The sequence below is a fragment of the Spongiactinospora gelatinilytica genome, from assembly GCF_003236385.1.
GTDB lineage: Bacteria > Actinomycetota > Actinomycetes > Streptosporangiales > Streptosporangiaceae > Spongiactinospora > Spongiactinospora gelatinilytica.
The window spans coordinates 1-14,761 of the sequence record NZ_POUA01000177.1 but is presented as its reverse complement, the minus strand read 5'-3'; the positions used below and the strand labels follow the sequence as shown (position 1 = coordinate 14,761).

The window sequence follows — 14,761 nt, the reverse complement described above, 5'->3', positions numbered from 1 at the left end:
GTGCACGGCCGCGAGCCTGGCCAGCGCCCGCCCCCGCTCCCCCGCGCCCGTGACCTGCGCCGCCCGCGCGTGCACGGCCTTGGCGTCACGATAGTGGCCGCCTGAATCGAGATACCGGGACAGCAGTGTGGACAGCAGCGCCGCCTGGGCGGGGGTCCCCTGGACCGCGGTGGCCACAAGGTTGGCGCGTTCTGTGTCCAGCCAGTCCGACGCGGCCCGCCGATCGGCGAACGAATGAACGGCTTCGCCCCCGCCGCACACGCCCGGGCGGCGATGCTTCTCATAGGGGGCGTACTGGTCCATGGCCAGCGCGGCCGAATGCGCGTAGTGGGCGTGCAGCCGGCTCAGCGCCGCCTGGCGGGCGTGGCCGGGCTCGCGGTCGATGGCCTGCCGCAGCGCGAAGCGGCGGGTCAGGTCGTGGAATTCGCAGTGGTCGGGTCCGTCCCGGCGCAGCAGGTTGGCGCTGAGCAGGACACGCAGGTCACGGGCGGCCTCGGAGGTCGAGACGCCGGCCAGCGCCGCCGCGGCGAGGTCGTCGATCCGCCGCCCCGGGTGCAGGGCCAGCAGCCGGAACGTCCGCCGGCATCCCGGCGTCAGCCGTTCATACGACAGCGCGAAGGCCGCCTCGACAGGGGCCTCGACACGCAGGAGGTCGCGGTGCGCGCGCAGCCGGTCCAAGTGGTCGTGCAGTGTCCAGCCGCGGCTGCCCGCGATCTGCCCGGCGACCAGGCCCAGCGCGAGGGGCAGGTGGCCGACCGTTTCGGCGACGTCGGCGGCGGTGTCCGATTCGGCATCGATCCGGTCCGCGCCCGCAGCAGCGCGCAGCAGCCGTACCGACTCATCCCCGCCCAGCACCTCCAGCCGCATGTGATCGGCACCGGGCAGTCCGGTCAGCCGGCGCCGGCTTGTCAGCAGCGTGAGCGAACCGGAGCCGTCGGCGATCAGGGGCAGTACCTGGCGCTCATCGGCGGCGTTGTCGAGCAGGACGAGCACCCGGCGACCGGCCAGCCGGTCCAAGAACTCCGCCCGGAGCGCCCTGACGTCGAGCCGCTGCAACCGATCCCCGTGCGCTCCGAAGCGGCGCAGCCATTCGTCCAGTACGACCGCCGGGTCGACGGGCGGGCGATGCCGGTCGTAGCCGTGGAGGTCCACCGACAGGGTCAGGTCGATCCGGGCGTGCGCGCGGAGCCGCCGCGCGGCCTCCACGGCCAGCGCCGTCTTGCCGACCCCGGGCATCCCGTCGATCGCGACGAACCGGCCGCCCTGGCTGATCGACCGCAGCTCCCGCTCACGTCCGACGAACAGGTACCGAGGCCCGGCCGTCCCGTCCACCCGGCCCGTCACCGCGCCGTCGCCCCACCCGGTGACCACCGCGCCATCCGGCCTGCCCCCTGCCGCAGTGAACACCGCGCCGCCCGGCCTGGCCCTGTCGCCCGGCCCCGGGATCACCGCGCCGCCCGGCGCGGCCCCGCCCGTCAGCAGTAGCTGGAACCGCCGCCGCAGGTCGGCCCCGGGCTCCACGCCCAGTTCGTCGATCAGCCGCCGCCTGGTCGCGTGGAACAGTTCCAGCGCCGCGGCCCGGCACCCGGCCCCGTCCAGCGCGGACATGAGCAGTCCCACCGCGCCTTCACGCAGCGGGTCGCCCGCCACGAACGCCCTCAGCTCCGGCAGTACTTCAGCGTGCTGCCCCATCTCGATCCGCAGCCCGAAGTAGCGCTCCCGCACCCCGTCCCGCCGTTCGGCAAGCCGCGCCGCCTCGGCCGCGAGTTCCGGCCCCAGCGGCACGTCCTCCAACGGCCGGCCCCGCCACCCGCGCAGCGCCCGCTCGAAGTGCCCGCATGCGGCGTTCACCGTGGACGCGCGCTCGCCTGCCTCGACCTGCTCGATGAAGACGTCCGCGTCCAGCTCGCCCGGCCGTACCTCGATCAGGTATCCGCCCGCGCCTGTGCGGAGGCGGGATTCCGGCTCGCCGGGAACGCACAGGGCGCGACGCAATCTGCTCAGGTAAGTACGCAAATTCGAGGCGGCCGAATCAGGTGCTTCCGGCCACACCTGATCGATCACCCGATGAGTGCGACGAGCCGGTTGGCGTGCAAAAGGAGGGCCACCAGAATGGCGCGGGGCCGGGGGCCGCCCAATCGTATGGGACGCCCGTTAACGCATACTTCGATCGGGCCGAGTATCCGAAATTCGACGCTCATGTCATATCCCGAGATACGAGGGCGATGCCTGACGCAAATGTACAGGCGATCAATGGTGCGTGTGCCGCATTGTGTGCAAGAAGAGACGAGGCTTCGAGTCAGCGGTGGTCAATGCCGCGCAAGCCCCGAACACCCGGATCGAAAGGAGTCGAGTATGCGTTCTACGACGATGGCCGCGGCGGCCCTTGCCGCCGTCGTCATGGCCGGCCTCCCGGCCGGAACGGCGAAGGCCGGCACCTCGCCCGGCGAGACGGCGAACCCCGCGGCGACGAGCCCGGCAGCGGCAGCCCTGGGCCGGGACGCCTACGCCAAGGTGCGCTACCGCGGCAAACTGGTCGGCTATATGTGGTTCCGGCACAGGGGAAATCGGGTGATCGTCTGCGACCCCTTGAACGACCGCAGAAGCGTCACGGGTCACGTCCGATTGTTCCCGACCCGCGTCGTGACCAAGCAGGTCAACAACACCAGGCGCGGGGTGCGCTGCATCACCCATAAACTCCGAATCAGGGAGGGAGCGCGCCTCCGGATCCGGGTCTGCGTCCAGCGCGTGAGGTGCAGCCCATGGGTGTGGGGCAGGTCCTGAGCCGGATCCTCCCTCCCCCCCAGAAGAGTCGCTTCCGTGAATCGCACTGGCAGAACGCCGGCGGTCGCCATCGGTCTCGTCCTGGTCATCACCCGCACCCCTGGCCAGGCCCCGGCCGTCACAAGCCCGCGGCACCCGCCACGGCCTCCCCCTCCACCACGGTGCCCGCCGCCGGCTCGGCGCGGCTGGCCAGAAGAACATGGTTCACCGACCGAACCTTCATCAGGAACAAACGCGTTTCAGCCGGCCCTTGCCTGCCCAGCGGGTTCAAGTTCGGCGGGGACAATCGCAACTTCTCCAGCAAGACGGCCAGCTTCCGAACACGCATGCAGGTAAGGGTCGACTGGGCCCGGCGCAAATTGAACCTGGACCGCCAAGTCATGCCGACGACGGTCTACGATAAGCACGGGAAGTTGGTGCATTCCGCGAAAGCGTCCATGAAGAGTATGAAGTTCGTGGACCTGAAGGTGAGCAGCACCAAGGCGTCGTTCGATATCAAGCACTGGGCGAAGAATCCCTACTGCATCACAGGCGCGATCAAGTACAACCTCAAGGTGGCCCTCTACCGCGACGGCAGATTCTCCGTTTCCGGCGAACGACGTAAGGCCCCGCACCACGAGGCGTATTTGATCCACGACTACTACGTCACCAATCCTCCACTATTCGTGATCATGAAGAAGAACAAAGGCTTCCACTGCCTGACCGGGATACTGTGCCGGAAGGAGAAGCTGAGGGCCTCAGGCAGATGGCGTCCTTGATCAGGAGTAGGTTCCAGACGGCCAACGGCCGTTGGCGAGTCGACGCGAACATTCCGTTGCCGGCGGGCGCCCTGGCCCCGTCCCCAGGGCGCCCGCGACGCGCTTCGGGCCGCCACCTCAGGTGGCGGGCCTGAGGGAGGAGTGCCGTGCCTGGATCCAGTCGGTGGCGATGTCGGTCCCCGTATACCGTCCGATCAGCGCCAACGCCGAACTGACGCTCTCATCCTCCTCCACCCAGTCGTCCCGGCCACCGTCCTCGCTGAGTTGAAACCGCAGCCCGGTCATCAGATGATCGAGCGCGTGCGGGTCGTCGCCATACCGCTGGTCCGGGAAGGTCGGCTCGAAGCAGACGGCCATGCGCCCGTCGCGGGCGTACTCGAAGTACACATGACCGTTGATGTCCATCCGGACCCCCAGGGCCTCCCGGCCGCCTTCGCCGGCCCTGCGCACCCGCTCCCCGTCGGCGTGTCCGGGCACGATGCCGATCCAGCCGTTGACATTGAGCGGCGGGTGCCGATCCGAGTTGTTCGAGCACGTCCAGCAGGAGATGCTCGAAGGGCTGGCTTCTACGCCGTGCCGTTCATGGTCCATCGCACGGCCACCTGGTCCTCCTCGGCGATCAGGTCCTGGACGCCTCCGCTCAGATTCTCGAAGAACTCCCGAGGGTTGTCCGATTCGCCAAGTCGCTCGGAGGTGGCCGTCCGCCAGGATCGGAGCTACGGCCGTCCTCGGGATTCGCGGTGGCGCGGACGAACACGGCCGGCTGACGTCAGCGCGCCTCCCCCTGGTGCCGACTCACCTCGTCGTGGAGAGGGCGGGCGGCTTCCTCCAGTGGGAACAGGACCGGACTGAGCAGGTACTGGCTGCGCTCCGGTGTCGGCGGGTTCGCCAGCTTGGGTGCGATCGCCTCCCGCATCCGGCCGATCATCTCCAGCAGTTCGTCCCGGCTGAGCCAGATGGCGTGCTGGCGGTAGCCGACGAGGTCGGCCGCCGGGTCGGCGTGGTCGCGCTCAAGGTAGGCGTTGAACTCGGCGATGAGGGCGGCCATGGCGACCGCGAAGCCGCGCCTGTGGTCGTCGAGGGTCAGTGAGTCGATGACGTCGGGGCCGATCGTGGTTCGGTCATGGCGAAGCCGGTAGTGGCGTTCCACGGCTCCCCTGACGCGTTGTTCGTCGGCCACCTCCAGGATGCCTCCGGCGGCGAGAAGGTCGATGTGCCGGTAGACGGTGGCCTTGGAGACGTCGGAGATGCGCTCGCACACCTGGGCGGTCGTCATGGTGTGCCCCCCGCGCATCGCGTGGACGATGCGCAGCCGTACCGGATGTCCGAGCAGTTCCAAAGCGTCCACGCCACTACGATCTCATGGTGTGCTACCTTTCGCAAAATATGAGAAAGGTAGGGGTGAGCCATGACGGTGACCGATCCGGTCGCGATCGGCCAGGCAGTGGCCCGCATGCTGGACGAACAACGCTTCAGTGACGTGGCCGACCGTTTCGCGCCGCCGTTGCGGGCGCAGGTCTCGGCGACGGCACTACGGGAGGCGTGGGACGGCGAGTTGGCCAGGACAGGGCCGATCTCGGCTGTCGGCGAACCGGTGATCGAGCTCGGCGGCCCAGGGGCGGCCCGGGTGAGCGTGGCGATGACCGGCGAGCGTGGCGGGTTCACGGTGGTGATGTCGCTGGACGACGCCGGGCTGCTGAGCGGCCTGCAGTTCACGTCCGGGGCCTGGGAGGCGCCGCCCTACGCCCACCCGGACGCCTTCGAGGAACAGGAGATCACGCTCGGCTCCGGGTCACTGACCGTGCCCGGAACGCTGAGCCTGCCGCGAGGGCACGGCCAGTGGCCTGGCGTGGTGCTGCTCAGCGGTGGAGGGCCGTTCGACCGCGACGCCACCACCGGGCCGAACAAGCCGCTCAAGGACCTGGCGTGGGGGCTGGCCGGCCGAGGCGTGGCGGTGGTGCGGTTCGACAAGGTGACCTACGCGCACGCCGCCCAGGTGGCCGAACTCAAGGAGTTAACAATGGCCGAGGAGTACGTACCGCACGCGGTCGCGGCGGCTCGCCTCCTCCGGAGCCTGCCGGACGTGGACGCCAGGCGGGTCTTCGTGGCCGGGCACAGTATGGGAGGCAAGGTGGCGCCGCGGGTCGCGGCGGCGGAGCCGTCGGTGGCAGGGTTGGTGATCATGGCAGGTGACACCGAGCCGATGCATCGGGCCGCCGTGCGGGTGGCGGGCCACCTGGCGTCGATGAGCGGCGATCCCCAGATGGCTGAACTGCTGGAGACCGTGACGCGGCAGGCCGCGCTGGCCGACAGCCCGGACCTGTCCCCCGCCACCCCTGCGGCGGATCTGCCGTTCGGCTTGTGGCCCGGCCCCTACTGGCTGGACCTGCGCGGATACGATCCGGTGGCCACGGCGGCATCGCTGGACCGGCCGATGCTCATCCTCCAGGGCGGCCGGGACTACCAGGTGACCGTCCAGGACGATCTCCCACGGTGGAAGGCAGGGCTGGGCCACCGGCCGGATGTCACGATCCGCGTCTACGATGCTGACGATCACATGTTCTTCCCCGGCTCCGGCCCGTCCACCCCCGCCGACTACGCACGGGCACAGCACGTCGACCCGCAGGTGGTCGCCGACGTCGCCGAGTGGCTGCTGAAGTGAGACGGCGTTGTGCCCGCCGCCCCAGGTGGTGACGATGTCGATTCTCCTCAGAGGCCGATGACACCTCCTTCTACGAGGATGAGCAGTCCAACGCCGATCAGGACCAACGGCGGCAGAATGTGCCCACAGCGGCTGAGGGTCGTGGCTACGAACGGCCGGGTGACGAAGTAACGCCCGGCCAGGCACCAGATTGCCGACCAGGGTAAGGAACACGATGACGTAGAGGCTCGTCGCGCCCACCCCGGCGGTGGCGAAGACCGGGACATAGACCCCGATATTGTCACCGCGGTTGGCGAAGGCGACCGCGGCCACCTCAAGGGCCCCGGGCCCGTTCGGACGCCGGATGGCGGGCGCTTCGCCCGTGTCGTCGCGGCGCTCTCGCGAGGACCGCCATGCCTGCCAGGCCGCCTTCACGCCCAGCGCGAGCGGCAGCAGGCCGAGGTAGGGGACGGCCTGGGCGGGCAGGAACGTGGCACCGAACGCCGCCACCACGGCCACCGCCACGATCCCGGCGAACCCGACGTACTGGCCGGCCACGATACGCACGGCGGCCCCTCGCCGACCGGCGCTCTGGGCGAAGAACAGGGCCAGGATCAGGATGTCGTCGATATTGGTGACAGCGAAAAGGCCGGTGGCCTGCCCGATTATGCCCATGTTCACGCGGGGGATGCTCCTTCGCCCGGCTGATCCCGTTCGGTGACTCCGATGTGGATTCTGGAGCCCGGCCCGGCACTGCCGCCAACCGACCCACCCGGCCCCAGGCACACTGCCCGGCCGTACCTGTACGGACTTGTACGGACTTGTACGGACTTCCCCGACCAGGCTTCTCGCGCTCCCCGGCAATGCGCACCATCAGGGCTGTGTCCCTCAGGAGGCAACAATGAAGATCTCCAGAATCCTCGCCCTGCTGCTCCCGGCCACCCTCCTCACGGCCGCAACCGTCCCCGCCGCCGCGGCCGACCCGGCCGGAGCGCTCAGCCGCTGCCAAAACGGCGCCCCCGCAGACTACGGCGCGGCCACCAACGTACTGGGGAACGGCGGCGGCAACATCCCGACCGGCTCAAATCCCCCGAACGTGCTCATGCCTGGCGACGCCTTCAAGGTCCGCCCCCTCATCAGCGACCGCGTCCGTGTGGACCTGTGGGGCTACAACGTCGGCCCGGACGGCAACGGCACCCTCGCTCAGGGAGGCGACTGGCCCTTCCCGGGACTCAACCAGTTCGCCGAGGTGCTGCGATTCAACAACGACCCGGGCGGCTGGGTCGGCAACCCGGCACACGCGACGGCCTTCCAGGGCTGCCAGACCTGGAACAGCGGCTACCCGGTACGTTTCCTTTTCTATGTCAACGACGCGGCGACCTGGGACAACGGCGGCTACTGGGCCACGAATGTGGCCATCTGGCGCGCCAACCCCTGACCCGCCTTTCGCTCCCCACCTCAGCCGAGGAGCGCGCGCGATGGGAGCCCTACCAAGCCATCCCCCGCCGCCCGCCAGCGCACATCGCCTTCGCCCAGGCGCTCGCGCGAGCCACTCGCGCCCTGGAGCGCGCCGAGACCGGCCCGGCCTGGACCCGCTATTTCAGCCCAGCGCACCTGGCCGGCGCCGCGATGCGTTCGCTGCTGGACCTGGGGCTGCCCGGCGAGGCGCTGCGCTCTACGGCTACGACGAGGCCGGCCGGCTGACCTCCTGGACCGTAGGCGGCACTACCACCGCCTACGAATGGGACGCCGCCGGAAACCGCACCAAGGCCGGGAACGCCACCTTTGCCTACGATGAGCGCAATCGACTGACCTCAGGCGGCGGAACGGACTACGCCTACACCCCGCGGGGAACCCTGGCCACGCGCACCATGAACGGGACCACCACGCAGATGAGCTTCGATGCCTTCGACCAGCTCATCACCGATGGCGACATCGCCTACGGCTATGACGACCTGGGCCGTGTCATGACTCGGGACAAGGCCGGAGCCGCACAAGGCTTCCTGTATTCCGGATTGGCCAACGACGTGGCCGCCGCCACCGCCGGCCTGCGCGCCACCCTCACCACCGCAGGGCACCGGCTGCTGATCAAACCACCCGCGCTCGAACCCGCCGTGCCGGGCGGGTTCACCCTGGACGACTTCGCCATCGACACCGGCGCCGGCACGGTCACCTGCCCGGCCGGGCACACCGTCCCCCTCGCGGCACCAGGTGGCCGCTACCGGCAACGCCGCGCCACCTTCACCGGCTTATGCGCCGACTGTCCCCTGCGTGATCGCTGCACCACCGCCAAGACCGGCCGCGTGGTGACCATCCGCCCACACCACGACCTGCAGGCCGCCGCCCGCCACCAGGCCGCCACCGACCCCGCCTGGCAGGACGACCACCGCCGCTGGCGGCCGATGGTGGAACGCGCCGTGGCCTGGCTGGTCGCCCGCGGCAACCGCCGCCTGCGCTACCGCAGCACCGCTGCCAACGACCGCTGGCTCCACCACCGCGCCGCCGCTCTCAACCTCCGCCGCCTGATCACCCTCGGACTCGCCCACACCCGCGGTATCTGGACTCTCACCCCGATCACTCCATGACGAGACGGTGGGCCGACCCATGCCGACTCACTCAGCAAGATCTTCAGAACGCTCCTATAGGGGAACCGTGGACAGGCGGCTGGCCCGACGACGAAGAGTCCCCCGATGAGCGAAGATATCCACGGGTATCGGCCTATCCTGGCCGCGCTACTGACCGACCCCGCACAGCTCGCCCTGGACCTCGACCGCGCCGAGCACCTGGTCGGCCAGATGGAGGACACGCTCGACGCGGCCGGCTGGCGGATCACCCCTGTCCAGCGAGCCGACGCAGCGGGCCCGCGGCCCACGGTGTTCGGCCCGACGACCACGCTCATCCTCCGCCAGCTCGTCCCGGGCGTGTACGTCCGGCGGTACACCGTCCTCGGCCGCGGCGGCACGGTGTGGGCCGAGATGCCGTGCTGCGACCGGCAGGCGCGCCTGCCGCTCGAAACTCACACCGAGTTCCGGGTGCAGTGCGCGTCCTGCCGCCTCGACTACACCGTGGTGCTGGTCGATGAGAACGACGGCGGGTACACCGCGAGCTTCCAGGTGACGGACGACGGCACACCGATCATCGCCCGCAGACGCCGGGGGGCAAGGCCGCTGGGATAGGCTGCTGCCCGATCGGTTTCGCATATCGATCGTGAGAAGGCCCGGATGGCGGGGAAGCCGTCCGGGCCTTCTTGCTGTTCGGGCCGTGCTACACCGACGTGGCGATCTTCCACTCCTCCGCGTCGGTGCGGCCGGCGGGAATGGTCTTGTACGGCATCAGGTACACCTCGGCCCCGTTGTAGAACTCCACGGTGACCTTGGGCCGTTCTCCGTCGCGGACCCGCACGGCCGCGATCTGGTCCGAGCCTGAGTTGAGATCAGTCCGGCGACGTACCGGGCGACTTCGGCCACCGGAACCCGCCCGTCTACCACAGGAAGGTCAGCGACCGGTACGGGCGCGAGTACTTCGCCGTGCTTGATCTCGTCAGGGTTCACGGGCGGGGCCGCGCCGATCGTGCGGAGCAGGACGCGAGCGCCTGTAACCAGTTCGACCTGCACGCCTGCCGTCTCCACCCCGTCAGCGGAGAAGATCGACGCTTCCTTGATCGAACTTCCGCTGTTCAGGATGTCCGCCAGTACTGGCTGGAAAGCGAAGACCCGCGTGCAGATACCTCTTCTCCTGTGACCCGGCTGCATCACTCTAGCGCCGCCACGTCCGAGGCTCGGGGCGACAGCGCTAGTCGGCGGGGAGCGCTGCCTGCCCAACGGCATCGCAGGCGTCCCGCGTACCCGGAATCTGATGTCCCGTCACCGGCTCTCCAGGGTCCTGCGACACTCGCGCGTCACAGGAAGGGCATTCCCTGACATATCGACCTCCTGCATGGGGTTTCCCTTGCCGCCAGGACGTTAACGCAGGCGAGACGACCAGAACAGTAAGCGTGTGGTGACTCTGAACCACGAGCTAAGGAGGCAGGTTTCTCACACGAAAGCCATTGTCGGCTCGGTGAAGTAGCCGTACTGTCACGCTAGGCAGTTGACCTAGGCGAGGAGACGACGGCCATGAGCCCGCAGTGGGGCAACCATGAGGACCCGGACAGCCCGAAGGACGACGAGCTGAAGCCTGACGGCAACCCCCACCAGGATTACAACCGGCCACCCACCGGGGCACACGCGAAGAACCCCAAAGGCGGCAAGAACCCCAAGGACCCCAAGGGCGGCAAGTAGTGGCCAACGTCGCCGCACGGATCGAGCACCTGATCGACGAAGTCGCCGCGATCGACGATCTCAGCGAACCCGTCCGCGCGGCCCTGCGGGCCGTACCCCGCCACCTCTTCATCCCGCCGCTGGCACTGGCGGCCCATTCCGACAAAGCCCCCTGGGTCATCAACCGCGACACCGACCCTAAGCGGTGGTGGGGCGCCGTCTACAGCGACAACAGCATCGTCATCCAGCTCGACGACGGAGCCAGACCGATCGAGTCGGTGATCGGGGAAGACGGCGCCCCGCACCTGAAAACAGAATCCGGGCACATCGACTACAGCTCATCGAACTCCGCGCCCAGCACGGTCACCGACTTCCTCCAGCTCCTCGACCCCGAACCCGGGCATCGCGTGCTGGAGATCGGCACCGGCACCGGCTGGACCAGCGCCCTGCTGTCCCACCTGGCCGGCGAGCACAACGTCACCAGCATCGAGGTGGACGCCGCGGTCGCCGAGCAGGCCGCCAAGAACCTCAGCGACGCCGGGATACAGCCGCACCTGATCGTCGGGGACGGCGCGGCCGGCCACCCCGATCGTGCGCCCTATGACCGCATGCATGTCACCTGCGGCATCCGCACCGTGCCGTACGCATGGATCGAGCAGACCCGCCCCGGCGGCGTCATCGTCGCCCCCTGGTGCCCGAACTTCGGCACCAACCACGCGCTACGGCTCATTGTGCTCCCGGACGGTACGGCTCACGGCCGGTTCCCCGGCTTCGCGTCCTACATGATGTTGCGCTCACAGCGACCGGCCGGCGCGGACGACGGCACCGAGCACCGCTTCCGTACCCGTATCGACCCCAGGACGATCGCCTACGCCCCGCCCGGGGCGGATCTCGCGATAGCTGCGATGACCGGCCTGCGATCGGACACCAAACGCCTACGCGGCGGCGGCTTTCGGTTGTGGGTACTCGACCCGGCCCGCGCCGGGCAGTGGGCTGCGGTCACATGGCAGCCTGAAGCCGATGACTATGAAATCTACCAGGTCGGCGACCGGCCGCTGTGGGACGAGGTCACCACCGCTTACTTTCGGTGGGTGGTGTGGGGTGAGCCCGGCCGGGACCGTTTCGGGATGACGGTCACCCCGGACGGGCAGCAGGTGTGGCTCGACACGCCTCAGCAGGTGATCGGATAGCTGGGTTCATTCGGCTGTGATGGGTTGTCGTGGGTTGCCGGGCGCAGGAAAGTGTTCCTCGTCGAACAGCACCCACGCGTCCACGGCGACCTCGTAGAGTCGGGTGGCGCCACCAGTGGCTATCGCCTCAAGAGCCGCCGCAGCGGCAGGCCACCGCGCGATGAATGCCTGAACCTCGTCCTCCACCCCTTGAGCGGGAAGTTGTCTGGCTCGTCCTTGGAAGGAGACTCCTTGGACGACTTGCCCGAGCGCGTCCAGTGGAATGGCGACAATCGCGCCGGCAACCTGTGGATTGGCGGCGATGGCACGGCTGTGCTCTCGGTCGTGACGGGAGATCCATCGAAGGCGGTCGGGGCGGAACTCGGGCTGGTACCACACCGAACAAACCTGGGGCAATCCGGCCTCATCGACGGTCGCCACCTGCATGACCTTGCCGCCGCCGACGTACTGTTCCAGCAGCTCTCGTGGTGTCATGAGTCGGTCGCCGAGGTGACTGGCAGAGCATCGACCCTGGGCACTCGAAATCCTCGCAGACGCTCCCGCCATTCTCGAACGGCGACACATACCTCATCGCCCAACAGCGTGTCGAACCTTCGTGCGCGCCAGACGACGGCCACGCCAGGATAGGTGCGCGGGTCTTCTATCGTGGTCACGGCAAGGCGGCACGCCTCCTCTTTCTCTCCCGCGCGCGCCAACGCCGCGGCGTGCTCAAACCGGACAAGCGCCGGCTCTGTCGTATCGGTCAGGTCGTAACGGGCGAGTGAGCGGGCCGCTGCATCAGCGGCCTTGTCCGCATTTCCGAGGACACCGTAACCGTACGCCTCGTACAGGTCCTTCTTTTCTGGGAGGAAGCTGAAGATCCCAGGCCGGGACGACCCCGGCGGACAGCGGTCCAGTGCCTCTTGCGATGCGTTGATGGCCGCCTCGAACATGTGGCGTTGCCCGAGATCGGCGTAGGCTTTCGCAGCGAATGCCCAAAGCCATGCGATAGCGGCGGTGGCCGGTGGAGATCCTTCGAGGCGCGGCATCACATTGCCCAGGACGGCCTGGGGGTCTTGGGAGTAGGTGGGCAGGTAGGTAGATCCGGCGAGTGCGATGTCGGCCAAGTAGCGGTCACCGGCTTCCTCGGCGGCGCGTCCTGCGGCGGCGTACCAGTTCGCCGCCAGTGAAAACTGGTTCAGGTTGAAAAGGATCTCTCCGACCACTGTGGCCAGTTTGGCGCTGGTGCGGGCAAGTTCCTGCTGAACCGCTGTGGGCTGACGGCTGCGCAGCAAGTCGTGGACGCTGCTCAATTGGATGATCGTGTCTTGCAGGAGGGTCGCCGGGGGAAGTTTGACCACTTGCTCGCCGAGTTGGTCGGCTGCACGGCGCAGTACTGCGAGCCGGGAAGGGCCCACGGTGGCACTGTCCAAGGTCTGCCATAGCTCGTTCGGGCCCCTCGCCAGGGCAGCCGTAATACCGCCGGCGAGGGTTTGCCCGCCCAGGCGGAATAGGTCTCTGCGGTTCGTGGGGTCCTCCTCTTCCTGCCGCTCTGGCAGCGCCAGAGCGGCATCTTCTGTCCGTAGTAGATCGGCCGTCTTGTATTGGGGGAACATGTGCTCCAGGACGCGGCACCGTGTGGGGTCGGGGAGTGTCTTGACGCGACCTCCTAGCCAGCGCCGGTATTGCTCAGCGCTGGGCGCCGTCCCGATCAGCCTTCGGTCGCCTATCTCCCTGGCCGCTTTGTTGTATGCGGCAGTGAATGCACTATATGACTGTATGTGCCGTTTTATCAGTAGCGCTTTGAGCAAGGTGGGCTGCGCTGGTGTCGGCATCGAACTCCTCCGGCACATCGGTGTGGAGCTGCATATGTTGTTTTCAAACTCTAGAGACTCAGTCCCCGCTGTGGGGGACGTAAGTGACGCACGGGACTCCGTGACCGCACATGACCGAGCATGACCGCTAGGCGACCTGTTGGTGACCGCTGAATTCGCCTATCTTCAGGCCCTGCACCACCCTTCGCGTCGGCACCATTACAGTCTGCTCGGAGTGCAAATTGGTTGATGATGGCGGTGATCGGGCGAGAGTCATATTTCAGCCATATAAGGCACCAAATGAGGCGCCAGCTCGTGACGAGCGGCCGAGCGATAGAACCTGCTTTTCGGTCGATCTGAACACGGGCCCCTTGGAGCGCGACTGATGGACGCGTTTCTGCTCGCCTATCCCATGCGCAGACCACCGGCCGCCTGCGCAGCAGAAGAGGCGGCTCGCCTGCTCATCGAGGCGCTGGCGCGCCATGGCATCGTCGCGGACGTCAACCACGATCACGACCGGGACCGGGTGCTGGTGTCGGTGTGCCACGGCTTGGTCGCCGCCGTGACCCCGGACCATATCTGCTGGCGGCGCGCGTGCCCAAGCCGGCGTGGGGCACCGCTGTATACCTTCCACACCACCACCGACAGGGCCGCGGCCGAGCTGGCCAAGGACTACGCACTGCTGAACCGCATTCCCACCATGGAGGAGCAGCATGGCGCTCCTGTCTGACCGCCCTCCCATCATCCCACTGTCGGCATGTCCCCGGCTCTTGGTCTGGGTGGCCGAGGCAGGCAGCCGCGGCGTGAGCGGGGTGGCCGCAGACCAGGCCACCGCCGAGCGGCAGATACTGGCCGCCCTCGAAACCCTCGGGGAGGGCCGGGCCCGTGTCCGGTCCGCGCGGGTGTCGTCTTTCGGTGTCCTCTATACCTACGGTGCGACGCTGGCCACGGCCCATCGTAAGGATGGCGTGACCACGATCGTGACCGGGGACGCGTGGGTGACCACGCCATGAGCAGACGCGGCAGCACGGCGCGGTCGCTGCCGCGCCGTACCACGGGGGATCGCAGGGCCCCCGGTGGGCGGGCCGGAGCCGGTAGTCCCGGCCCGCCCACATTCCCCCACATGCGCGCGGCGGCCGGAACAGAACAGGTGTCCTCCCTGCGGCGTCCAACGCCGCGTCGTGTACCGGCCGTCTCCGGTCCAGCCGGTACACACCCCCGGGCGGGCCGGGGAAATCCCCGGCCCGCCCAGGCCACCCCGGCATTCCAGGAGCGCGGCGAGCCCACGCCACTTCGCCGCGCGGGCATGGGGAACGGGCGACCCCATGCCCTTGCC

Annotated in this window: 16 protein-coding genes and 1 pseudogene; 10 read left to right on the top strand and 7 right to left on the bottom strand. The window is 68.5% G+C overall.

The genetic code is table 11. The features are described from left to right. Positions 1-1,995: AfsR/SARP family transcriptional regulator (locus tag C1I98_RS21660; protein ID WP_233508049.1), on the bottom strand; the 1,995-nt coding region annotated here is incomplete at its 3' end. 360 nt (positions 1,996-2,355) lie between these two features. Here C1I98_RS21660 and C1I98_RS21655 point away from each other — a divergent pair. Continuing rightward, positions 2,356-2,784 (top strand): hypothetical protein, encoded by a 429-nt coding sequence (locus C1I98_RS21655; RefSeq protein WP_146607560.1) that lies wholly within the window; start codon positions 2,356-2,358, stop codon positions 2,782-2,784. 161 nt (positions 2,785-2,945) lie between these two features. Further along, positions 2,946-3,542: a DUF3238 domain-containing protein gene (locus tag C1I98_RS21650; RefSeq protein WP_111169261.1), complete on the top strand. Its 597-nt coding sequence runs from the start codon at positions 2,946-2,948 to the stop codon at positions 3,540-3,542. A 117-nt stretch (positions 3,543-3,659) separates the two neighbouring features. Here the strand turns inward: C1I98_RS21650 and C1I98_RS21645 are convergent, their stop codons facing one another. Further along, positions 3,660-4,133 (bottom strand): DUF6461 domain-containing protein, encoded by a 474-nt coding sequence (locus tag C1I98_RS21645; RefSeq protein ID WP_111169260.1) that lies wholly within the window; start codon positions 4,131-4,133, stop codon positions 3,660-3,662. 178 nt (positions 4,134-4,311) lie between these two features. Continuing rightward, complete coding sequence (locus tag C1I98_RS21640) at positions 4,312-4,890, bottom strand: helix-turn-helix domain-containing protein (RefSeq protein ID WP_111169259.1); 579 nt, start codon at positions 4,888-4,890, stop codon at positions 4,312-4,314. Positions 4,891-4,950: 60 nt separating this feature from the next. On the opposite strand from C1I98_RS21640, the gene C1I98_RS21635 reads away from it, so the two are divergent. Beyond that, positions 4,951-6,204 carry an alpha/beta hydrolase family protein gene (locus tag C1I98_RS21635; protein ID WP_111169258.1) on the top strand — a complete coding sequence of 418 codons (1,254 nt, stop codon included), beginning with the start codon at positions 4,951-4,953 and terminating at the stop codon, positions 6,202-6,204. A 255-nt stretch (positions 6,205-6,459) separates the two neighbouring features. On the opposite strand, the pseudogene C1I98_RS21630 reads toward C1I98_RS21635, so the two are convergent. Continuing rightward, positions 6,460-6,858, bottom strand: a pseudogene (locus C1I98_RS21630) (cadmium resistance transporter); the annotation flags it as partial. A gap of 226 nt (positions 6,859-7,084) precedes the next feature. Here C1I98_RS21630 and C1I98_RS21625 point away from each other — a divergent pair. The 3 genes from C1I98_RS21625 to C1I98_RS21615 all read left to right on the top strand — a co-directional run bounded on the left by C1I98_RS21625 (position 7,085) and on the right by C1I98_RS21615 (position 9,359). Continuing rightward, entirely contained in the window at positions 7,085-7,621 is a 537-nt protein-coding gene (locus tag C1I98_RS21625; protein WP_111169257.1) for a hypothetical protein, read from the top strand. Continuing rightward, on the top strand, positions 7,545-8,768 hold the full coding sequence (locus C1I98_RS46525) for a transposase (protein WP_111169256.1): 1,224 nt from the start codon (positions 7,545-7,547) through the stop codon (positions 8,766-8,768). The genes C1I98_RS21625 and C1I98_RS46525 overlap by 77 nt, the downstream gene beginning before the upstream one ends. 105 nt (positions 8,769-8,873) lie before the next feature. After that, complete coding sequence (locus C1I98_RS21615; RefSeq protein WP_111169255.1) at positions 8,874-9,359, top strand: hypothetical protein; 486 nt, start codon at positions 8,874-8,876, stop codon at positions 9,357-9,359. Positions 9,360-9,447: 88 nt separating this feature from the next. On the opposite strand, the gene C1I98_RS41605 is transcribed toward C1I98_RS21615, so the two are convergent. Further along, on the bottom strand, positions 9,448-9,585 hold the full coding sequence (locus tag C1I98_RS41605; protein ID WP_158558135.1) for a hypothetical protein: 138 nt from the start codon (positions 9,583-9,585) through the stop codon (positions 9,448-9,450). A 713-nt stretch (positions 9,586-10,298) separates the two neighbouring features. Between C1I98_RS41605 and C1I98_RS41600 the strand changes: the two genes are divergently transcribed. Together C1I98_RS41600 and C1I98_RS21610 are read left to right on the top strand one after the other, a co-directional pair. Further along, the gene (locus C1I98_RS41600; RefSeq protein ID WP_158558134.1) at positions 10,299-10,463 is read left to right on the top strand and encodes a hypothetical protein; all 165 of its coding nucleotides are present in this window, start codon (positions 10,299-10,301) and stop codon (positions 10,461-10,463) included. Next, complete coding sequence (locus C1I98_RS21610) at positions 10,463-11,632, top strand: methyltransferase domain-containing protein (protein ID WP_111169254.1); 1,170 nt, start codon at positions 10,463-10,465, stop codon at positions 11,630-11,632. The genes C1I98_RS41600 and C1I98_RS21610 overlap by 1 nt, the downstream gene beginning before the upstream one ends. Before the next feature lie 6 nt (positions 11,633-11,638). Here C1I98_RS21610 and C1I98_RS21605 read toward each other — a convergent pair whose 3' ends face one another. Further along, positions 11,639-12,106 (bottom strand): pyridoxamine 5'-phosphate oxidase family protein, encoded by a 468-nt coding sequence (locus C1I98_RS21605; RefSeq protein WP_111169253.1) that lies wholly within the window; start codon positions 12,104-12,106, stop codon positions 11,639-11,641. Beyond that, entirely contained in the window at positions 12,103-13,446 is a 1,344-nt protein-coding gene (locus C1I98_RS21600; protein WP_497845249.1) for an NsdA family TPR-like regulatory protein, read from the bottom strand. The genes C1I98_RS21605 and C1I98_RS21600 overlap by 4 nt, the downstream gene beginning before the upstream one ends. Positions 13,447-13,810: 364 nt before the next feature. Between C1I98_RS21600 and C1I98_RS21595 the strand changes: the two genes are divergently transcribed. Together C1I98_RS21595 and C1I98_RS21590 are read left to right on the top strand one after the other, a co-directional pair. Further along, entirely contained in the window at positions 13,811-14,155 is a 345-nt protein-coding gene (locus C1I98_RS21595) for a hypothetical protein (RefSeq protein ID WP_111169251.1), read from the top strand. Further along, positions 14,139-14,438: a hypothetical protein gene (locus tag C1I98_RS21590; protein WP_111169250.1), complete on the top strand. Its 300-nt coding sequence runs from the start codon at positions 14,139-14,141 to the stop codon at positions 14,436-14,438. The genes C1I98_RS21595 and C1I98_RS21590 overlap by 17 nt, the downstream gene beginning before the upstream one ends. Positions 14,439-14,761 lie beyond the last annotated feature (323 nt).